Raw genomic sequence first — 19,631 nt, 5'->3', positions numbered from 1 at the left:
GTGAAAGCCCCCATCAAATTGCGCCGCCGCGAGGCGGTTGAACCCGTTGATTTGCCGGACGATCTCCCGGCGCTGCTGAAGCGCCTTTACGCCAGCCGCGGCGTGCGTCGCGCTGAGGATCTTGAGCGCAGCGTGAAAGGGATGTTGCCATGGCAGCAGCTGAACGGTATCGAGAAAGCTACCGAAATGCTCTACAACGCGCTTCGCGAGGGAACGCGCATTGTAGTGGTCGGGGATTTCGACGCCGACGGCGCAACCAGCACCGCGCTGAGCGTGCTCAGCCTGCGCGCGCTGGGCTGCGATAACGTCACGTATCTGGTGCCGAACCGCTTTGAAGACGGCTATGGCCTCAGCCCGGAAGTTGTCGATCAGGCCCACGCCCGCGGTGCGCAGATGATCATGACCGTAGACAACGGGATCTCCTCCCATGCGGGCGTCGATCATGCTCACGCTTTGGGGATCCCGGTGCTGGTCACCGATCACCACCTGCCCGGCGATACGCTCCCCGCAGCGGAAGCGATTATTAACCCCAACCTGCGCGACTGCGATTTTCCATCGAAATCTCTCGCCGGCGTGGGGGTGGCGTTTTATCTGATGCTGGCGTTACGGACCCTGCTGCGTGATAAGGGCTGGTTCGAATCCCGCGGTATTGCCATACCAAACCTGGCCGAATACCTTGACCTGGTGGCGCTGGGCACCGTCGCGGACGTGGTGCCTCTTGATGCCAATAACCGCATTTTGACCTGGCAGGGCTTAAGCCGCATTCGTGCGGGCAAGTGCCGCCCCGGAATTAAGGCGCTGCTGGAGATTGCCAACCGCGATCCGCTCAAGCTGGCGGCAAGCGACCTGGGCTTTGCCCTCGGGCCGCGTCTGAATGCTGCCGGCAGGCTGGACGATATGTCGGTCGGCGTGGCGCTGCTGCTGTGCGACAACATAGGTGAAGCGCGCGTACTGGCCAACGAGCTGGACGCCCTGAACCAGACCCGTAAAGAGATTGAGCAGGGGATGCAGGCCGAAGCGCTGACCCTGTGCGAAAAGCTCGAACGCAGCGGCGATACGCTGCCGGGCGGGCTGGCGATGTACCATCCTGAGTGGCATCAGGGCGTGGTTGGCATTCTGGCGTCGCGCATTAAAGAGCGCTTCCACCGCCCGGTGATTGCGTTTGCACCCGCGGGCGACGGCACGTTGAAAGGCTCTGGCCGTTCGATTCAGGGGCTGCACATGCGCGATGCGCTTGAGCGTCTGGATACGCTGTACCCGGGTCTGATGATCAAGTTCGGCGGCCACGCGATGGCGGCTGGCTTGTCTCTGGATGAGGCGAAATTCGACGAGTTCCAGCGCCTGTTTGGCGAGCTGGTCACCGAGTGGATTGACCCGGCGCTGCTGCAGGGAGAGGTGGTCTCTGACGGTGAGCTGTCTGTCTCCGAAATGACGATGGACGTGGCGCAGATGCTTCGCGATGCCGGTCCATGGGGGCAGATGTTCCCGGAACCGCTGTTCGACGGGCGATTCCGCCTGCTGCAGCAGCGTATCGTCGGCGAACGTCACCTGAAGGTGATGGTCGAGCCCGTGGGCGGCGGACCGCTGCTGGACGGCATTGCTTTCAACGTTGACACATCTATCTGGCCGGACAACGGCGTGCGCGAGGTCGAACTGGCGTACAAACTGGATATCAACGAGTTTCGCGGTAACCGCACCCTTCAGATCATCATCGACAATATCTGGCCAATTTAGCGGCAGTAATCTCTATAAAAAAGGGCGTGGATTCGGTACAATCCCGCTCTTATCACCGCATTTTGACAAGTCCATAAAAGAAAACAGACCATGTTTGAAATTAATCCGGTAAAAAACCGTATTCAGGACCTCACGGAGCGCTCCGACGTTCTTAGGGGGTATCTTTGACTACGATGCCAAGAAAGAGCGTCTTGAAGAAGTAAACGCCGAGCTGGAGCAGCCGGACGTCTGGAACGAACCTGAACGCGCACAGGCGCTGGGGAAAGAGCGTTCCTCTCTCGAAGCTATCGTAGATACGCTGGATCAAATGGCCCAGGGGCTGGAAGACGTTTCCGGTTTGCTGGAGCTGGCCGTCGAAGCCGACGACGAAGAGACCTTTAACGAAGCCGTGGCAGAACTCGACGTACTGGAAGAGAAGCTGGCGCAGCTGGAATTCCGTCGCATGTTCTCCGGCGAATACGACAGCGCTGACTGCTATCTCGATATTCAGGCAGGGTCTGGCGGTACCGAAGCACAGGACTGGGCCAGCATGCTGACGCGTATGTACCTGCGTTGGGCAGAGGCGCGCGGCTTCAAAACCGAAATTATCGAAGAGTCTGAAGGTGAAGTGGCCGGTATTAAATCCGTCACCATCAAGATCATTGGCGATTACGCCTACGGCTGGCTGCGTACCGAAACCGGCGTTCATCGCCTGGTGCGTAAGAGTCCGTTTGACTCCGGTGGCCGTCGTCATACCTCCTTCAGCTCCGCGTTTGTTTACCCGGAAGTTGACGAAGATATCGATATCGAAATTAACCCGGCGGACCTGCGTATTGACGTTTACCGTGCTTCCGGCGCGGGTGGTCAGCACGTTAACCGTACGGAATCTGCGGTGCGTATTACCCACATTCCAACCGGGCTGGTAACACAGTGCCAGAACGACCGTTCCCAGCATAAGAACAAAGACCAGGCCATGAAGCAGATGAAAGCGAAGCTTTATGAGCTGGAGATGCAGAAGAAAAATGCTGAGAAACAGGCGATGGAAGATAACAAGTCCGACATCGGTTGGGGCAGCCAGATCCGTTCTTACGTCCTTGATGACTCCCGCATCAAAGACCTGCGTACCGGGGTTGAAACCCGCAACACGCAGGCGGTGCTGGACGGCAGCCTGGACCAATTTATCGAAGCAAGTTTGAAAGCAGGGTTATGAGGAACCAACATGTCTGAACAACAAGCACAGGGCGCTGACGCGGTAGTCGATCTTAACAACGAACTGAAAACCCGCCGCGAGAAGCTGGCAGCGCTGCGCGAGCAGGGCGTGCCGTTCCCGAACGATTTTCGTCGTGACCACACCTCAGACCAACTGCACGCTGACTTCGACGGTAAAGAGAACGAAGAGCTGGAAGCGCTGAACGTTGAAGTGGCCGTTGCAGGCCGCATGATGACCCGTCGTATCATGGGTAAAGCCTCTTTCGTGACCTTGCAGGACGTTGGCGGCCGTATTCAGCTGTACGTTTCCCGTGACGACCTGCCGGAAGGCATCTACAACGAGCAGTTCAAGAAGTGGGACCTGGGCGATATCCTGGGCGCGAAAGGTAAGCTGTTCAAAACCAAAACTGGTGAACTGTCTATCCACTGCACCGAGCTGCGTCTGCTGACCAAAGCCCTGCGCCCGCTGCCGGACAAGTTCCACGGCCTGCAGGATCAGGAAGCGCGCTACCGTCAGCGTTATCTGGATCTCATCTCTAACGATGAATCCCGTAAGACCTTCAAAATTCGCTCCCAGATCATGGCCGGTATCCGCCAGTTCATGGTGAACCGCGACTTTATGGAAGTGGAAACCCCGATGATGCAGGTGATCCCAGGCGGCGCGTCTGCGCGTCCGTTCATCACCCATCACAACGCCCTGGACCTGGACATGTACCTGCGTATCGCGCCGGAACTGTACCTGAAGCGTCTGGTGGTCGGTGGTTTCGACCGCGTGTTCGAAATCAACCGTAACTTCCGTAACGAAGGTATCTCCGTTCGTCATAATCCAGAGTTCACCATGATGGAACTCTATATGGCGTATGCGGACTACAAAGATCTGATCGAGCTGACCGAATCCCTGTTCCGTACCCTGGCGCAGGACATTCTGGGCACCACGCAGGTCCCTTACGGTGAAGAAGTGTTCGACTTCGGCAAGCCGTTCGAAAAACTGACCATGCGCGAAGCGATCAAGAAATACCGTCCGGAAACCAACATGGCGGATCTGGATAACTTCGACTCTGCGAAAGCAATCGCTGAAAGCATCGGTATTAAAGTGGAGAAGAGCTGGGGTCTGGGCCGTATCGTGACCGAAATCTTCGAAGAAGTGGCGGAAGCACACCTGATTCAGCCGACCTTCATTACTGAATACCCGGCTGAAGTTTCTCCTCTGGCACGTCGTAATGACGAGAACCCGGAGATCACTGACCGCTTTGAATTCTTCATCGGCGGCCGTGAAATCGGCAACGGCTTTAGCGAGCTGAACGATGCAGAAGACCAGGCGCAGCGCTTCCAGGATCAGGTTGACGCGAAAGCGGCAGGCGACGACGAAGCGATGTTCTTCGATGAAGACTACGTGACCGCACTGGAGCACGGCCTGCCACCAACTGCAGGTCTGGGTATTGGTATCGACCGTATGGTTATGCTGTTCACCAACAGCCACACCATCCGTGACGTTATCCTGTTCCCGGCGATGCGTCCGGTGAAATAAGGCGTTAAGATGTGAAAAAGCCCCGAAAGGGGCTTTTTTATTGCGCCGCGAACGCTCTCAGCGCCTCTCGTGCGGTGGTTGCTTCCAGCACCATCCACGGGCTAAAGCTCCAGGGCGCGGCGTCCAGCGCGCGGAATAACGACTCCAGCCTGACCCATTCAAATTCCATTACTTCATCGTGATTAATACACAGTTCGCTGGTAACGCGTGCCGCGAAGACCGGGCAAATTTCGTTTTCCACGATGCCGGAAGGATCGGTTTCACGGTAGCGAAACTCGGAGGCGACAGGCGTAATCGCGGTGATTTCAGCACCGACTTCATAGCGGCAGCGGCGGATAATCGCCTCTTCCGTCTTTTCACCGGATTGAGGGTGCCCGCAGACGGAGTTCGTCCAGACGCCCGGCCAGGCTTTTTTGCTTAACGCGCGTCGTGTGACCAGACATTCGCCTTCGGCGTTAAAGAGCCAGGATGAGAACGCCAGGTGCAGAGGGGTTTGGGCAGTATGCGCGGCGTACTTCTCCTGAGTGCCAATCACCATTCCCTGGTCATTTACCAAAATAACGTGTTCTTGAATACTCATTCATGCTCCAGTGCCAACGATGCGGATGGTTTTGCACCATCAGCAGGGAACATTATACGGCATTCTTATACGAACGGTTTGTCTCCTGGAGCGGAAAAGGGCTGACCCATATCTCTCCGGGCTGGTATCATAGTGCGCCATTCACGCTGACCGAGGATCTGTTTTGTTTGCAGGAAGCCTGACGAGAAACCCCATCATCGCCATCTTTTGCCTGACGCTGACGCTATTCCTGGCAGGCTGTTCAGGGAGCAAATCATCGGATATGGGTAGCTATTCCGGTTCGGTTTATACCGTTAAGCGCGGGGATACGCTGTACCGGATTTCGCGCGCAACGGGGACCAGCGTGAAGGATCTGGCGCGCCTGAATAACATCTCTCCGCCGTACACCATCGAAGTGGGACAAAAGCTGAAGGTGAACGGTAGTTCGTCCTCGGGCAAAAAATCTTCATCGAAAGGCAAAACCGCCAAAGTGACGCCGTCCTATCAGGTACCGCAATCGTCATGGCCGCCGGTTGGACAGCGCTGCTGGATTTGGCCTGCCAGCGGTAAAGTTGTTGCTCCTTACTCACTCTCTGAAGGTGGTAACAAGGGTATTGATATCGCCGCTGCGCGCGGTACGCCGGTTTATGCCTCCGGGGCAGGGAAGGTGGTTTACGTCGGTAACCAGCTGCGCGGCTACGGTAACCTGATCATGATTAAGCACGGCGAAGACTACATCACGGCCTATGCGCATAACGAAACGATGCTGGTCAACAACGGGCAGAACGTGAAGGCGGGGCAAAAGATTGCCACGATGGGCAGCACGGGAACGGACTCGGTGAAGCTGCATTTCCAGATTCGCTATAAAGCGACGGCCATCGATCCGCAGCGTTATCTTCCTGCGCCCGGCAGCAAACCGAAGTGCTAAGTGATTATTTAATCGCCACTTAGTGGTGAAGAGGCTTGTATGAAAAGGCGTAAGGTCTATAATGCCTTACGCACCTCAAAGCGGGCGTAGTTCAATGGTAGAACGAGAGCTTCCCAAGCTCTATACGAGGGTTCGATTCCCTTCGCCCGCTCCATATCTCTCCCCTTGTTGCAAAACACCACCCAAAATTGGCTTAAATGTGTTTCGCTATCAACAACTTACTTAACATACGTTGTCTGTTATCGTTCAACAATTGAACGACGTTTACCAATAAGAGGTATGATCTGCTGCCCCCTGAATTAACCAGACAGGTCTTGTATCGTTTAGCGATATACCGGCAGTACAATTACGTTGCCTTTTAATTAAACAAGGATGTGCTTTGCTAATTGCAGATTATGGCTCTTTCATGGTGCGCTTTTGCAGGCACCATGTTCTTTTTGATTACGTGAATATGCAGCCCTGAATGTGTATTCAGAACCGATATTACCCCACTGGTGTTTATTAGGCATGAAGTTAGTGTGTTACTTCCGCTCAGATACCCTAACCGAAAGCGTGCTGTGTTTCAGGGTGGCGTTAATCGAGACGCGTCTTGTTTCTAATCACAGCCGATACTGAGAGGGTATACAACATAATAAAGAGTAATGCCGTGTGTTTATTGCCTGTTGGTGTAGCGCATATGTTGATCATGTGCGCTACACAATTTTTTAATCCTGTTTTGAACATCGAACTGCCATCCAGCATTCATGCCGAATAGCAGACCGACACTCCTGTAGATTATCCCTTAATTTTTAGCTCCTTAATTCTGAAATCATTCCCCATACTTGCTGTAACATGGCTGACTACCGCGAGTTCAGCCTGACTGCCCGTGGCTTTGAATTTTCCGCTCAGGGTTACCCATTCATTCGCCTGCTTCAGCTCCAGCGGTGCGGAGATGTCTTTGCCATCCGCACGGAGAGAAATTTTTGGCGCTTCATATTTTCCGATTATGCGCGCAGCTTTCAGCGTCCAGGTATATTCATGCCCGGCAGTCAGACCTGTCAGCGTCTTTTTGAGGATCTCTCCGGCATGATTTTTATTGGGCCTGGTAATAAACTCGACGGCGCGGGCGCTGGCGTCAACCAGGTAAAGATCGTGCCCGGCAGGTCCCGCCTGCCAGCTATTCCAGTTATCACGTTCAAAGTTGGTTAAATCTTCAAACGGTGCTGTCGTCGCTGTAATATCCGCCTCGCGATACACTTCAACGCTGAATTCGCCCGAGTTGTCTTTGTACTGGTCTTTACCATCGGCATAAATCAGCGTCAGAATACCTTCAGCAGGAATTGACCAGCGATATTTATGGTTGCCAACCGGATATATTTCACTCCCAATCCGTGCCAGAAGTGAAGGATTGCGTATCGTTAGCGGTTCGCCCTCTCTGGGAATACGTCCCTGTGGCGCGGTCAGAGCAAAAGTTTCGCTACCATTTTTGGCCCAGCCATCGGCCAGAATCGTAATGATCTCCCCTCGTTTGAGGGAAAGGCCTGTATTTATCCCTTCGGCACTTTTTGCATCAACTTTTCCTGACCAGATTAAATTTGCGCTCATGTCTGACTCCTGTGAGAGTGGCGTACAATTTCGCCATTGAAAGATAGTCCTTGCGAAATGAGTTTTTTAATGACTCACATCGGCTAACAGCCTGATAAAGCGAATAAATGAATCTATATGTATTACACTTAACACATATTGATTTCCGGATTGTTTTCGGCTCGAAAGAGAATAGTCAGGCTGTATATACAATTCAAAAGCTGGAACGGCCTGTTTCGGCTTGATATTTCGTAATTATTTAAAAAACAACAAATATTTGTTGTTTTATTAGGAATAATCTTAATGAAGTGATGTGTAAGAAGAAAAGATTGTTCAGGTTTTAATAGTCTTTTCTCCCCAGTGTTTTCATAGGTATTAGAGCAAGCACCAACAAATATCAGTTACCTATTACCGACGTTCTTGATGGAAAATTCAAAAATAAACAGAGTTTCTTTTTACTCATGTTTTTCTATCTGATATCACTTCCCCCTCATACTTGTCTGATCAATGACTGTTGTAGTCTATACTGGCCATTACCCAACGCTAAAAGGCTGTGTTATGAATATTTTACCTCCTGTTCGGCCTGAACAATCCATTGAACGTTTGACGGCGATCCTTGAGCCAGTGGCAGAAAAAGTGAAGCTCGCGCCGCGCAAGCGGATCACCTGGAAACACAAAGGCCACCAGCAGATGTACCTTTTTCAGGACGGGGAGCTTTCGCTGCTGCGGGCCTCTGATGGACTGCTCTTAGTGACCGTTTTCGAGCCTCATCTGTTCGGCATTGCCGAGATGATCCAGCCGACACAAGGGCATATTTTACGTGCAGAAAGAGAGTCTATAATTTTACGTGCTGATGCAGATGAAGCAGCTGCGCTATTTCGTGAAAAGGGCGTCTGGGAAGACGTTGCGGCCTTACTGTCGTATCATACGGCGTATCTGATTTATCGTGATGCGCAGGTCGTGCAGCAACGTACCTATTCCGTGATTCGTAGCTATCTGCAGGAGATGATATTACTTCCCGAAGAGGCGCGTATGCGGACGAGCATTCTGGAATATATTCAGGATCGTACGCTTCTTTCACGCAGCAGCATTCTCAACGTATTATCGGCGCTTAAGCAAGGTCAATATATTGCGTTTAAGCGCGGCGGTTATTTACTGGAAGTGGGAAATTTACCTGAGTCGTTCTAAAATTTAAAATTAAACAGAAAAGCATTTCACGTTGTTCTCGTTTGTCTATATCGTTTGCTCACTGATAATATTTAGCAGAGTAAACGGGATTCGTATGAAGAAGACACTTTTTGCATTAATTATTGCTAACGCGTTCACTGCAACGGCTGCATTTGCAGCTGCGGATACAGGTACATGGTATAGCGGGGCTAAATTTGGCTGGTCACACTATTTTGACGCCAGCACAGGTTCTAAAGCGAGCGATAATAACAATGGCTCAAGCCAGTATAATATCGATCATGATAACGTCGGCGGTGGGGTTTACTCTGGCTATCAGATGACACCCTGGCTCGCAGTAGAAGGTGGTTATGATTATTTAGGAAATATGCAGATGAAAGGTAACCATAGTGCGGGCGCACAAATGAAAAGCCAGGGGCTGCAGATGTCCTTAAAAGCAAGCTATGCCGTGACCGACAGCTGGGATATCTATGGGCGTGCCGGGGCGATGGCGTATCGCGCAGAATCTGATGTAAGTGGTCACAATCGTTTTGATACAGGCATTCGCCCGCTTGCCGCAGTGGGGACGGAGTATGCGTTCAACAAAAATTTGGCTGGCCGCCTGGAATATCAATGGGTAAGCAATGTGGGTAACGCCAACCAGATTGGCGTCAGCAGCGACGTAAGCTCCGTAACGGCAGGCCTGACATGGCGATTCGGACAGCACGATTAATCGTTGTTAGCCTCTCAATTAAAAAAGCCCAGCTGCTCAGCAGTTGGGCTTTTTGGTATTTAAGTGACTAAAGGCTGAAGGGCAAGTTTAATCTTTTGCAGACCGGTAATATTTTTATCTTTCAGGTATTGCTGATTAATCATTTCCAGCTGTTCCAGTTTTGTCAGCGAGGCGTAGACCGGCTGAACGGGGCTATCTTCGGTGAAAATATCCTTTGCGGTGGCGTGCTGTAAATACTGTGATTTCAGCTGTGTTGCTATTTTATTTATCTGTATTTTATTTTCTTCATAAAGTGCAGCTATATGTGATGTCGGAACGGCAGGCGGTTTTTCTCCCGGTAAAACTAGCGGGACCTGCAGATGGTGTATTTGTTCAACCTTATCTGGCTCAGAAGCGCTGCAGGCGGTTAATAAATTGAGGCTGAGCAGAGTCAGTAATAATGGCCGTGTCTTCATGGGTAACTCATGTTAAATAAGCAGAGCGGACATTATCGTAAACGACAGGCTCATCTTCAGATTAAACTTGTTTAATTTTAAACATCTCACCGGGGATACTCAGTAACAGAATGTCGGATCACGCTTAATGCGTAAAACAGCCAGTATGCGCACCCACCGATGTACGCAGGGGGGCGCAATCCGGCGAAAAGTGTTGCGAGCTGGCTTTTCGTTTTTAGCGTGATAGCTATCGGGATCCCATAAGGCTATGCTTCATTCAGCACGAGAATAATTACAGAGGCAATGTCATGGATAAAGAACTACTGGATGCAGGCTACCGGGCCTATACCGGCGAGAAAATAGACGTTTACTTCAACACCGGGATCTGCAAACACTCCGGTAACTGCGTGCGTGGGAGCGCAAAGCTGTTTAATCTGAAGCGTAAGCCGTGGATTGTTCCTGATGAAGTGGACGTGGAAACGGTTGTACGCGTGATTGATACCTGCCCGAGCGGTGCGCTGAAGTACCGCCAAAAATAAGCGAGGAACCATGGATATTCTGGAAGGCCACAACAAGTTTTACGTGAACGATGCGAACGGCAATCAGGTCGCTGAGATTGTCTTCGTGCCGACCGGCGAGCACCTGAGCATTATTGAGCATACCGATGTCGATCCGAGCCTGAAGGGGCAGGGTGTGGGCAAGCAGCTGGTGGCGACAGTGGTTGAGAAGATGCGCGGTGAGAACCGCAAAATTATCCCGCTGTGCCCGTTTGCGAAGCATGAATTTGATAACACGCGGGAATATGACGATATTCGGGCGTAAAACACACCGGCGATGGCCGGTGTTTTTTTATCTCATCTGTTCAAACAGCAATATCAACGCGATCATCACCATTATCCCGCCCGATGCCATGCTCACCAGACGCGCCGCCTGTGGCCGGGTCGCCAGCACCGCTCTCGAACCATACCCCACCAGCAGATAGACCAGCGTGCAGGTGATCAGGTGCATCACGCCAAGCGCGGACATCTGCATCGCTATCGACCAGCTTCCTGCAGGGTCTGTAAACTGCGGAAGCAGCGCCAGAAAAAGCAAAAAAACTTTCGGGTTAAGGCCGCTAATGCAGAGCCCTTTCACCGCCCACTGTTTCCAGTTTCCCGCGTGGTGGGTGGCCTTTTCCGGCGCGGCGGGGTGACGTAATAGCGTAATGCCAAGCCACAGGAGATACACGGCCCCCGCAATGGTCAGCCCGGTTAGCGCCAGCGGATGTTGGGCAATCAGTACGCCTACGCCAGCCACCACGATCAGCGTGGCTAACAGATGCCCGGACATCAACCCCATCACCGCCGGCACCACGCGCCGCCCGTTAATCCCGGCGCTAATGGCGTAGGCCCAGTCGGCGCCAGGCGTCATGATGAGCAGAAACGAAACCACCCAAAAGCCGGCCACAATACTCATTTCCATCGTCCTGAAGACTCCTGCAGTGCGTCAAAGTTGAGAAAAAGAATATCGCTAACCCTGCGAAATAGGCTTTCAATGTTATGCTCATAACACCGTCAAAATGAGAAAATCTTCCACATGGATAGCATCGATCGAAAAATTCTTGCGGAGCTGCAGTCCGATGGCCGCTTATCCCTTACCGAGCTGGCTGAACGGGTGAATCTGAGCCTTTCACCGTGCCATCGTCGCGTCCGGGCGCTGGAGCAAAGCGGGGCCATAACGGGATACCGTGCCAGCCTTGACCCCGCCAAAATGGGCTTTAACTTTCTGGCGATAGTGTTTGCGACGCTAAAAGAGGGTGACCGAAAGGCGGTAAGCGCGTTTGAAGAGGCGGTAGAAGAGATCCCACAGATCGTGCTGGCACAGCGTCTGTTTGGCGATCCGGATTATCTGATGCACGTTGTGACCCGCGACCTGTCGGCCTTTCAGAAACTCTATGACGAGAAACTCTCCGCCATGCCTGGCGTGCAGCACCTTCGCTCTACGCTTGTCATGAAAACGGTAGTGCAGGACAGACCTTTTCCGCTGGAGTCAGCAGGGCGAGACTGAGAGGCATGCCCGACAGAATGTCGGGCATGAGTATGTTTAGCCCACAAACATCACCGACACGCATAGCACGCCGACGATCAGTGTCAGCAGGCTGCCAATGGAACGGTATTGTTTCAGGGAGGGGATCAGATACGTCGACAACGTCGGCATGATAAACAAAATCATGGCGATAAGTGGACCGCTGATGGCGTAAATCATCGAAATGGCGTTCGGGTTAATGCAGCAGACGGCAAAGGTGATTAACGACACCCCCATAATGGAAAGCGCGCGGTTGAAGGCGCGGCTTTTTTTTACGCCGATCTGATTTAGCGACGACTTCACGATCTCCGTCGCCCCTTCAATCACCCCAAAATAGGTGCCGAGGAACGATTTCGACATCGCAACAATCGCCACCACAATGCCGGAAATACCCAGCCACGCCGGTGAAGAAGGCATCATCGACAGCGCGGACAGGATCGTTACCCCTTGCTCTTTGGCGGCTACAATATACGACGGTGGAATAGAGAGCAGGCAGCTGAAGACAAAGAACAGCACGCTCAGGCAGATGATCAGGTACGCCACCTTCATGATTTTCCTGCATTTATCCATGGCGCCGTCGGCAAATTTCTCGCGACGGTCAACGGCAAATGTAGAGATAATCGGAGTATGGCTGAACGCAAACACCATCACCGGAATCGAAATCCAAACCTGGTGCAGCGTATGGCGATCGACGGCCATCTGGCTGGTCAGCAGCGAGGGTTGCCAGCTGCCGATCAGGTAGAGCGAGACAAACAGGAAATAGGCAATCAGCGGAAACACCAGGAAGCCCATCACTTTTATTGTGATATGCCGTCCCATCAGGAAGATCAGATTCAGAACCAGCACCACGCCCAGGCTGACCAGCACGCGAACGACGATATCTACCGTCAGGTGTTTCGCCAGCTGTTCGGTTAACGAGTTGGTGATGGCCACCGCATATATCTGCACCACCACAAAGAAGGCGATGAAATAGAGCGTGGTGATCAGGTTGCCAATCTTCTTACCATAGTAGTGGGAGACGGCGCCGGTGATCCCTTCATTACCTTTTGTTTTTGAAGAGAGAATAAATTGCGTCAGCGCCCGGTGCGGCCAGTAGGTTAACGGATAGGCCACAAGGGCGGTGATAAACAGGACAATAGCGCCTGCGGAGCCCAGCTGAATGGGCAAGAACAGCGTTCCTGCGCCCACGGCCGTGCCATAGAGAGCGAAACTCCAGAGAGTCTCATCTTTTGACCAAATTTTCGACATTAGAGCAACGTTTCAACTAACAAACCATCAGAATGGCGTGCAATTTACCATAGTTATGCCTGAAGAGCGCAGTTGCTTCGACGGAGTTTGGCCGGAACGGGCGTCCGGCCAGCGTGAGTTTAGCCTGCCAGAGCGCGTCGTTGCTGGCGGCGCTTAAGAAATTTCTCGCGCAGGTTATCGTATGCCCAGTTATAGAACATGGTGTACGGCAGGAAGAACAGGAAGAAACCTATTTCCAGCGTAAATGCCTGAAGCAAGGTCACGCCCAGCACGGCGGCGACAATCGACACGCCAATCACAATAAACCCACATTCGAACCCCAGCGCGTGCAGCGCACGCACTTTTGCCGTACGTTTTACGCGCTGGACAGGCCAGAAACGGTCGAAGCCGAAGTTATAGATAATGTTCCAGAGCATGGCGGTGGTAGCCAGGATAATGGTTAACCCGCCCATCTCCACCACGGAGCGCTGCATCAGCCACGCCGCCGTCGGGGCGAGAATTGCCGTGGCAATCCCTTCGAAACAGACAGCGTGGAAGATCCGCTCCGGCAGCTTACGTTGGAGTACATCCTGGTGTTGCATAGTGTAGACCTCATTAATTCGCCGGTATGGGCGTTGATGCAGCCTATTTTTATCGCTAAAGCTGATATATTAAAGATGGTATCCATCGATAAAGTAGATAGGTTATGCGCTATTCACCTGAAGCCCTTACCGCGTTTGTTGAGACCGTTGCGGCAGGCTCTTTCTCTGCTGCCGCGCGCCGGCTGCGTAAAAGCCAGTCGACGATCAGCACCTCCATTGCCAATCTTGAGGCCGATCTGGGTTTCGAACTGTTTGACCGCTCGGCGCGGCAGCCGGTGCTAACGGTCCAGGGGGAACAGGTGCTGGGCTACGTGCAGGCCATCCTCGCCGCCAGCACGCGGCTTGATGAGCTGGCGGTGTCGTTAACGGCACGAACCGAAGCGCGTTTGACGTTTGTCCTTTCCGATACCCTCAACCCGGACGTGCTGGAAGATCTGATGAAGCAGTTTGACGCCCGCTTTCCCCATACGGAATTCGAATGTCTGATTGGCGAGGAAGAAGACGTGATCGATCTGCTGCAAAAGGAGCGCGCGCAGGTGGGTCTGACGGAAGCGCGAGACTGTTATCCTACGGATATTGGCGCCACCCGGCTGCCGGTGCAGACCCGAATGGCGATATATGTCGCGACCACGCATCCGCTCGCCGGGCAACACGAGGTACAGAGCGACGAGCTGCACGGCTGGCGGGAGCTGAGGCTCAGCACCTACCTTGAGCGCGAGGCTGAGATTGCTCGGGGGCCCGTCTGGTCAGCGCCGAACTACCTGTTACTGCTGAGTATGGCCGTCCAGGGTTTCGGCTGGTGCGTGCTGCCGTGCGCGCTGGTGGATGAATTCGCCGCGGCGAAATCGCTGGTACAGCTCAATGTTCCCGGCTGGCCAAGGGCGATCGGCATCGATTTGCTGTGGAATAAACGATCCCCGCCCGGCGTTGCCGGAAGCTGGCTGCGGCAGTATCTGCAGGATGCGCGCTAATCCTTGTGATTAAACTCACTATTTTTAAACAATTAAGATAATTGCCAGTAACAATCCTCTACTATCGTCATGTCATTTAACACAGAGGTCGTGATGAAAGATGTCGTAATAGTGGGTGCGTTGCGTACGGCTATCGGCTGTTTTCAGGGAGCGCTTGCGCGTCACTCGGCGGTTGACCTGGGCAGCGTGGTAGTTAAAGCGCTGGTGGAACGTAGCGGGATCGCCGCACATGAAGTTGATGAAGTGATCCTGGGGCAGGTTCTCACGGCCGGAGCCGGGCAGAACCCTGCGCGCCAGGCGGCGCTGAAGGGCGGGTTGCCCAATACCGTATCCGCCATCACCATTAACGACGTCTGTGGTTCAGGATTAAAAGCGCTGCATCTCGCCACCCAGGCCATTCAGTGCGGTGAAGCGGATGTGGTTATTGCTGGCGGACAAGAGAACATGAGCCGCGCGCCGCACGTTCTGACCGACAGCCGTACCGGCGCGCAACTGGGCAACAGCCAGCTGCTCGACAGCCTCGTGCATGACGGGCTGTGGGATGCGTTCAACGACTATCATATGGGCGTGACGGCAGAAAATCTGGCGCGCGAGTACGGCATCAGCCGCGAACTGCAGGACGCCTATGCGCTAAGTTCGCAGCAAAAAGCGCGTGCCGCGATTGATTCCGGTCGTTTTCGCGACGAGATTGTCCCGGTCAGCACGCAGCGTCAGAACGGTGAGGTTATCGTTATAGATACCGATGAACAGCCGCGCACCGATGCCAGTGCTGAAGGCCTGGCAAGACTGAATCCCGCGTTTGAGACCCAGGGCTCGGTCACGGCGGGAAATGCCTCTTCCATTAACGACGGCGCCGCGGCCGTCATGATGATGAGTGAAAGCAAAGCCCTTGAACTCGATCTCCCCGTGCTGGCCCGCATTAAGGCATTTGCCAGCGTGGGCGTGGATCCTGCGTTAATGGGGATCGCGCCGGTCTACGCTACCCGCCGCTGCCTGGATCGCGCAGGGTGGCAGCTTTCTGATGTGGATCTGATTGAAGTGAACGAAGCCTTTGCCGCGCAGGCGATCTCGGTCGGCAAAATGCTGGAGTGGGATCCGCTGCGGGTCAACGTGAACGGCGGGGCCATTGCGCTGGGGCATCCCATCGGTGCGTCCGGTTGCCGAATCCTGGTCTCCCTGGTCCACGAAATGAAAAAGCGAAACGCCCGCAAAGGGATTGCTACTCTCTGTATAGGCGGCGGACAAGGGGTGGCGCTGGCCATCGAGCGCTAATCTTACCTCATTAAAAAAACCTCCTTCGGGAGGTTTTTTTATGGCGCTGTTTTTGCCTGGCGTATTTATCGTGATCCGAACGTCATTTCCGCTATAAATAAAATAAAAAATGAAACGTTGTTTTAAGTTGGGTTGAAAAGCCTATTTTCTGCCGCTAGTATGTGCTCATAATGAAAAACGGAACGCTGTTTCGTTTATTTTCTTCTTTCGGGAATGACCACATCTGGAGGTTACCGTGGACGTCAGACAAAGCATTCACAGCGCGCACGCCAAAACGCTGGATACTCAGGGGCTGCGCAGCGAGTTTTTAATTGAGCAGGTGTTCGAAGCCGACACGTACACCATGGTCTATAGCCACATCGACCGCATTATTGTGGGCGGCATTATGCCGGTGGCGAAAACCGTCTCAGTGGGCGGCGAAGTGGGCAAGCAGCTGGGCGTCAGCTACTTCCTGGAGCGTCGTGAACTGGGCGTGATTAATATCGGCGGGCCGGGCACGATTACCGTGGACGGCCAGTGCTACGAGATTGGCCACCGCGACGGGCTGTACGTCGGCAAAGGGGCGAAAGAGGTGGTTTTTGCCAGCATCGACGGCACTAAGCCCGCAAAGTTTTACTACAACTGCGCCCCCGCGCACACCGCTTATCCAGCCAAAAAAGTGACGCCAGCGGACGTTGCGCCCGTGACGCTGGGCGATAACCTCACCAGCAACCGCCGTACCATCAATAAATACTTCGTTCCGGATGTGCTGGAAACCTGCCAGCTCAGCATGGGGCTGACTGAACTGGCTCCGGGCAACTTGTGGAACACTATGCCGTGCCATACCCATGAGCGCCGCATGGAAGTCTACTTCTACTTCAACATGGACGACGATGCCTGCGTGTTCCACATGATGGGACAGCCGCAGGAGACGCGCCATATCGTCATGCATAACGAGCAGGCGGTCATTTCACCCAGCTGGTCTATTCACTCCGGCGTGGGGACAAAAGCCTATACCTTCATCTGGGGTATGGTTGGAGAAAACCAGGTCTTCGATGACATGGACCACGTCGCTGTTAAGGATCTGCGCTAGTCGCGGGCAGCTAAGTATCAATCTGCCTGTTGGTGACAGGCGCTGAAAGAGTAAGGAACAAACATGATTCTGGATGCATTCTCTCTGCAGGGTAAAGTGGCTGTGGTTTCCGGTTGTGACACCGGGCTGGGCCAGGGGATGGCGTTAGGCCTGGCGGAAGCGGGCTGCGACATCGTCGGGATTAACATTGTTGAGCCCACGGAAACGATTGAACGCGTGACCGCGCTGGGCCGTCGTTTTCTCAGCCTGACCGCCGACCTGCGTAAAATCGACGCCATTCCGGACCTGCTGGATCGCGCCGTGGCGGAGTTTGGCCATATCGACATTCTGGTCAACAACGCGGGGCTGATCCGCCGTGAAGACGCGATTAACTTCAGCGAGACCGACTGGGACGACGTCATGAACCTGAACATCAAGAGCGTGTTCTTTATGTCTCAGGCGGCGGCGAAGCACTTCATCGCCCAGGGGAAAGGCGGCAAAATCATTAATATCGCCTCGATGCTCTCCTTCCAGGGCGGCATCCGCGTGCCGTCTTACACCGCGTCAAAAAGCGCGGTGATGGGCGTGACCCGCCTGCTGGCGAACGAATGGGCGCAGCACAACATCAACGTCAACGCGATTGCGCCGGGCTATATGGCCACTAACAATACCCAGCAGCTGCGGGCGGACGAAGAGCGCAGTGCGGCCATCCTTGAGCGTATTCCGGCTGGCCGCTGGGGGCTTCCGAGCGATCTGATGGGGCCGGTTGTGTTCCTGGCTTCCCCTGCATCGGACTATATCAATGGTTATACCGTCGCGGTTGATGGCGGCTGGCTGGCGCGATAGACCCACTAATGACAAATACCTCTGCTCTTCGGCGGAGGTTTTTTTTGCTTAAAATTTTCCAAAGTCCATATTGATAAACACGAAAAATCCATACTGAAAAATCATAGATGACCGCCATCACACTTTTATTACTGAAAAATTAAGGTATTAGTAAAATAAGGTGATTATCCAGCATTAGTTGAAATTGTAATGTCCATCACAGATCGCTATGCCATAGCGAAATAATCCATATCTTCACGAATTCCGGCCTGACACTTTTCCCCGCTATCTCGTAATTTCACTTAACGAATTTTGCTGTTGAGGCAGGAAAAATATGACATCTATAAATGACTCTACCCTGATGCCCGCTGCGCTGCGCGATACCCGCCGCATGAACCAGTTTGTCTCCATTGCGGCAGCCGTGGCCGGTTTACTGTTTGGCCTGGATATCGGCGTTATCGCCGGTGCGCTGCCGTTTATTACCGATCACTTTACGCTGAGTAACCGCCTGCAGGAGTGGGTGGTGAGCAGCATGATGCTCGGCGCGGCCATCGGCGCGCTGTTTAACGGCTGGCTTTCGTTCCGCCTCGGGCGCAAATACAGCCTGATGGTCGGGGCGGTCCTGTTTGTTGCCGGGTCCATTGGTTCGGCGTTTGCCACCAACGTTGAAGTGCTGCTGCTCTCCCGCGTGCTGCTGGGCGTGGCGGTGGGGATCGCCTCCTACACCGCACCGCTGTATCTCTCCGAAATGGCGAGCGAGAACGTGCGCGGCAAGATGATCAGCATGTACCAGCTGATGGTGACGCTGGGCATCGTGCTGGCGTTCCTGTCCGATACGTACTTCAGCTACAGCGGTAACTGGCGGGCGATGCTCGGTGTGCTGGCGCTGCCTGCGGTTGTGTTGATTGTATTAGTGATTTTCCTGCCGAACAGCCCGCGCTGGCTGGCGCAAAAAGGGCGTCACGTGGAGGCGGAAGAGGTGCTGCGTATGCTGCGCGACACGTCTGAGAAAGCGCGTGAAGAGCTGAACGAGATCCGCGAAAGCCTGAAGCTGAAGCAGGGCGGCTGGTCATTGTTCAAGGCTAACCGCAACGTGCGCCGCGCGGTATTTCTTGGCATGTTGCTCCAGGCGATGCAGCAGTTCACCGGGATGAACATCATCATGTACTACGCGCCGCGCATCTTCAAAATGGCCGGCTTTACCACCACAGAACAGCAGATGATCGCCACGCTGGTGGTGGGGCTCACCTTTATGTTCGCCACCTTTATTGCGGTGTTCACCGTCGATAAAGCCGGACGTAAGCCAGCGCTGAAAATTGGCTTCAGCGTGATGGCGCTCGGTACGCTGATCCTCGGCTACTGCCTGATGCAGTTTGATAACGGCACGGCGTCCAGTGGCCTCTCATGGCTCTCCGTGGGCATGACCATGATGTGCATCGCTGGCTACGCGATGAGCGCCGCGCCGGTGGTGTGGATCCTGTGCTCTGAAATTCAGCCGCTGAAATGTCGCGATTTTGGTATCACCTGTTCCACCACCACCAACTGGGTATCGAACATGATCATCGGCGCGACCTTCCTGACGCTGCTGGATGCGATTGGCGCGGCGGGAACCTTCTGGCTCTACACGGTGCTGAACGTGGCATTTATTGGCGTCACATTCTGGCTAATTCCAGAAACCAAAGGCGTGACGCTGGAGCATATTGAACGCAAGCTGATGAGCGGGGAGAAACTGCGAAATATCGGCGTGTAAGGGGTAATGCCGGGTAAGCGCAGCGCCACCCGGCGTTT

20 protein-coding genes and 1 tRNA gene are annotated in these 19,631 nt (G+C 53.8%); 15 read left to right on the top strand and 6 right to left on the bottom strand.

Annotated features, from left to right (window positions below; all coding sequences use genetic code 11):
* The 3 genes from recJ (at position 1) to lysS (ending at position 4,450) form a co-directional block, all read left to right on the top strand.
* Positions 1 to 1,734: a single-stranded-DNA-specific exonuclease RecJ gene (recJ, locus tag AB8818_RS11180; RefSeq protein ID WP_116341889.1), complete on the top strand. Its 1,734-nt coding sequence runs from the start codon at positions 1 to 3 to the stop codon at positions 1,732 to 1,734.
* Between the two features lie 90 nt (positions 1,735 to 1,824).
* Positions 1,825 to 2,923, top strand: a protein-coding gene (gene prfB / locus AB8818_RS11175) for a peptide chain release factor 2 (RefSeq protein ID WP_096059326.1) whose coding sequence is annotated in 2 segments (ribosomal slippage) — positions 1,825 to 1,899 and positions 1,901 to 2,923 — 1,098 coding nt in all. Because the reading frame shifts where the segments join, the coding sequence is not laid out codon by codon here.
* A 9-nt stretch (positions 2,924 to 2,932) separates the two neighbouring features.
* Positions 2,933 to 4,450, top strand: a complete 1,518-nt coding sequence (gene lysS / locus AB8818_RS11170; protein ID WP_061097156.1) for a lysine--tRNA ligase — start codon at positions 2,933 to 2,935, stop codon at positions 4,448 to 4,450.
* Positions 4,451 to 4,487: 37 nt separating this feature from the next.
* On the opposite strand, the gene idi is transcribed toward lysS, so the two are convergent.
* Positions 4,488 to 5,030, bottom strand: coding sequence for an isopentenyl-diphosphate Delta-isomerase (gene idi, locus AB8818_RS11165; RefSeq protein ID WP_116341887.1), 543 nt, complete (start codon positions 5,028 to 5,030; stop codon positions 4,488 to 4,490).
* A gap of 163 nt (positions 5,031 to 5,193) precedes the next feature.
* Here idi and actS point away from each other — a divergent pair, with 163 nt between their 5' ends.
* Both actS and AB8818_RS11155 read left to right on the top strand, forming a co-directional pair.
* Entirely contained in the window at positions 5,194 to 5,937 is a 744-nt protein-coding gene (gene actS / locus AB8818_RS11160) for an amidase activator ActS (protein ID WP_116341885.1), read from the top strand.
* Between the two features lie 80 nt (positions 5,938 to 6,017).
* Positions 6,018 to 6,091 (top strand) — tRNA-Gly (locus tag AB8818_RS11155).
* 620 nt (positions 6,092 to 6,711) lie between these two features.
* Here the strand turns inward: AB8818_RS11155 and AB8818_RS11150 are convergent.
* Positions 6,712 to 7,521 (bottom strand): LecA/PA-IL family lectin, encoded by an 810-nt coding sequence (locus tag AB8818_RS11150; RefSeq protein WP_116341879.1) that lies wholly within the window; start codon positions 7,519 to 7,521, stop codon positions 6,712 to 6,714.
* 537 nt (positions 7,522 to 8,058) lie between these two features.
* Here AB8818_RS11150 and AB8818_RS11145 point away from each other — a divergent pair.
* Complete coding sequence (locus AB8818_RS11145) at positions 8,059 to 8,688, top strand: helix-turn-helix domain-containing protein (RefSeq protein ID WP_163329632.1); 630 nt, start codon at positions 8,059 to 8,061, stop codon at positions 8,686 to 8,688.
* Between the two features lie 94 nt (positions 8,689 to 8,782).
* Positions 8,783 to 9,397, top strand: coding sequence for an outer membrane beta-barrel protein (locus AB8818_RS11140; RefSeq protein ID WP_192982601.1), 615 nt, complete (start codon positions 8,783 to 8,785; stop codon positions 9,395 to 9,397).
* Positions 9,398 to 9,456: 59 nt separating this feature from the next.
* On the opposite strand, the gene AB8818_RS11135 is transcribed toward AB8818_RS11140, so the two are convergent.
* On the bottom strand, positions 9,457 to 9,852 hold the full coding sequence (locus AB8818_RS11135; RefSeq protein WP_192982598.1) for a hypothetical protein: 396 nt from the start codon (positions 9,850 to 9,852) through the stop codon (positions 9,457 to 9,459).
* Between the two features lie 287 nt (positions 9,853 to 10,139).
* Here AB8818_RS11135 and yjdI point away from each other — a divergent pair, with 287 nt between their 5' ends.
* Together yjdI and AB8818_RS11125 are read left to right on the top strand one after the other, a co-directional pair.
* A complete protein-coding gene (gene yjdI, locus AB8818_RS11130; RefSeq protein WP_032660181.1) occupies positions 10,140 to 10,370 on the top strand; it encodes a 4Fe-4S mono-cluster protein YjdI in 231 nt (76 codons plus the stop codon).
* Between the two features lie 10 nt (positions 10,371 to 10,380).
* Positions 10,381 to 10,653, top strand: a complete 273-nt coding sequence (locus AB8818_RS11125; protein ID WP_192982595.1) for a GNAT family N-acetyltransferase — start codon at positions 10,381 to 10,383, stop codon at positions 10,651 to 10,653.
* A gap of 27 nt (positions 10,654 to 10,680) precedes the next feature.
* Here AB8818_RS11125 and AB8818_RS11120 read toward each other — a convergent pair whose 3' ends face one another.
* A complete protein-coding gene (locus tag AB8818_RS11120) occupies positions 10,681 to 11,292 on the bottom strand; it encodes a LysE family translocator (protein WP_192982593.1) in 612 nt (203 codons plus the stop codon).
* 114 nt (positions 11,293 to 11,406) lie between these two features.
* Between AB8818_RS11120 and AB8818_RS11115 the strand changes: the two genes are divergently transcribed.
* Positions 11,407 to 11,877: an Lrp/AsnC family transcriptional regulator gene (locus AB8818_RS11115; RefSeq protein WP_061097185.1), complete on the top strand. Its 471-nt coding sequence runs from the start codon at positions 11,407 to 11,409 to the stop codon at positions 11,875 to 11,877.
* 36 nt (positions 11,878 to 11,913) lie between these two features.
* On the opposite strand, the gene AB8818_RS11110 is transcribed toward AB8818_RS11115, so the two are convergent.
* Positions 11,914 to 13,143, bottom strand: coding sequence for an amino acid permease (locus AB8818_RS11110; RefSeq protein ID WP_192982590.1), 1,230 nt, complete (start codon positions 13,141 to 13,143; stop codon positions 11,914 to 11,916).
* A gap of 119 nt (positions 13,144 to 13,262) precedes the next feature.
* Entirely contained in the window at positions 13,263 to 13,724 is a 462-nt protein-coding gene (locus AB8818_RS11105) for a multidrug/biocide efflux PACE transporter (protein ID WP_116341865.1), read from the bottom strand.
* Positions 13,725 to 13,828: 104 nt separating this feature from the next.
* Between AB8818_RS11105 and AB8818_RS11100 the strand changes: the two genes are divergently transcribed.
* From AB8818_RS11100 to AB8818_RS11080, 5 genes are all read left to right on the top strand, one after another.
* Positions 13,829 to 14,695, top strand: coding sequence for a LysR family transcriptional regulator (locus AB8818_RS11100; protein ID WP_192982587.1), 867 nt, complete (start codon positions 13,829 to 13,831; stop codon positions 14,693 to 14,695).
* 93 nt (positions 14,696 to 14,788) lie between these two features.
* Positions 14,789 to 15,967 carry an acetyl-CoA C-acetyltransferase gene (locus AB8818_RS11095; RefSeq protein WP_116341861.1) on the top strand — a complete coding sequence of 393 codons (1,179 nt, stop codon included), beginning with the start codon at positions 14,789 to 14,791 and terminating at the stop codon, positions 15,965 to 15,967.
* Between the two features lie 235 nt (positions 15,968 to 16,202).
* Positions 16,203 to 17,039 (top strand): 5-dehydro-4-deoxy-D-glucuronate isomerase, encoded by an 837-nt coding sequence (gene kduI / locus AB8818_RS11090; RefSeq protein ID WP_163329626.1) that lies wholly within the window; start codon positions 16,203 to 16,205, stop codon positions 17,037 to 17,039.
* A gap of 63 nt (positions 17,040 to 17,102) precedes the next feature.
* Positions 17,103 to 17,864, top strand: coding sequence for a 2-dehydro-3-deoxy-D-gluconate 5-dehydrogenase KduD (gene kduD / locus AB8818_RS11085; protein WP_116341857.1), 762 nt, complete (start codon positions 17,103 to 17,105; stop codon positions 17,862 to 17,864).
* Between the two features lie 313 nt (positions 17,865 to 18,177).
* Entirely contained in the window at positions 18,178 to 19,593 is a 1,416-nt protein-coding gene (locus tag AB8818_RS11080; RefSeq protein WP_028014298.1) for a sugar porter family MFS transporter, read from the top strand.
* Positions 19,594 to 19,631: the final 38 nt, after the last annotated feature.

It is taken from the genome of Enterobacter sp. KB-280D8 (assembly GCF_041399405.1).
Lineage (GTDB): Bacteria > Pseudomonadota > Gammaproteobacteria > Enterobacterales > Enterobacteriaceae > Enterobacter > Enterobacter cloacae_N.
Note: the sequence above shows the minus strand (reverse complement) of the source record. Positions and strands in the feature narration are given on the sequence as shown.

Bases quoted from the DNA above. Each gene is read 5' to 3' on its own strand.
- AB8818_RS11105 (WP_116341865.1), bottom strand. From the start codon at position 13,724: ATGCAACACCAGGATGTACTCCAACGTAAGCTGCCGGAGCGGATCTTC.
- AB8818_RS11150 (WP_116341879.1), bottom strand. From the start codon at position 7,521: ATGAGCGCAAATTTAATCTGGTCAGGAAAAGTTGATGCAAAAAGTGCC.
- idi (WP_116341887.1), bottom strand. From the start codon at position 5,030: ATGAGTATTCAAGAACACGTTATTTTGGTAAATGACCAGGGAATGGTG.
- AB8818_RS11100 (WP_192982587.1), top strand. From the start codon at position 13,829: ATGCGCTATTCACCTGAAGCCCTTACCGCGTTTGTTGAGACCGTTGCG.
- AB8818_RS11145 (WP_163329632.1), top strand. From the start codon at position 8,059: ATGAATATTTTACCTCCTGTTCGGCCTGAACAATCCATTGAACGTTTG.
- AB8818_RS11110 (WP_192982590.1), bottom strand. From the start codon at position 13,143: ATGTCGAAAATTTGGTCAAAAGATGAGACTCTCTGGAGTTTCGCTCTC.
- kduD (WP_116341857.1), top strand. From the start codon at position 17,103: ATGATTCTGGATGCATTCTCTCTGCAGGGTAAAGTGGCTGTGGTTTCC.
- AB8818_RS11095 (WP_116341861.1), top strand. From the start codon at position 14,789: ATGAAAGATGTCGTAATAGTGGGTGCGTTGCGTACGGCTATCGGCTGT.
- lysS (WP_061097156.1), top strand. From the start codon at position 2,933: ATGTCTGAACAACAAGCACAGGGCGCTGACGCGGTAGTCGATCTTAAC.
- AB8818_RS11125 (WP_192982595.1), top strand. From the start codon at position 10,381: ATGGATATTCTGGAAGGCCACAACAAGTTTTACGTGAACGATGCGAAC.
- AB8818_RS11115 (WP_061097185.1), top strand. From the start codon at position 11,407: ATGGATAGCATCGATCGAAAAATTCTTGCGGAGCTGCAGTCCGATGGC.
- AB8818_RS11135 (WP_192982598.1), bottom strand. From the start codon at position 9,852: ATGAAGACACGGCCATTATTACTGACTCTGCTCAGCCTCAATTTATTA.
- AB8818_RS11120 (WP_192982593.1), bottom strand. From the start codon at position 11,292: ATGGAAATGAGTATTGTGGCCGGCTTTTGGGTGGTTTCGTTTCTGCTC.
- yjdI (WP_032660181.1), top strand. From the start codon at position 10,140: ATGGATAAAGAACTACTGGATGCAGGCTACCGGGCCTATACCGGCGAG.
- AB8818_RS11140 (WP_192982601.1), top strand. From the start codon at position 8,783: ATGAAGAAGACACTTTTTGCATTAATTATTGCTAACGCGTTCACTGCA.
- AB8818_RS11080 (WP_028014298.1), top strand. From the start codon at position 18,178: ATGACATCTATAAATGACTCTACCCTGATGCCCGCTGCGCTGCGCGAT.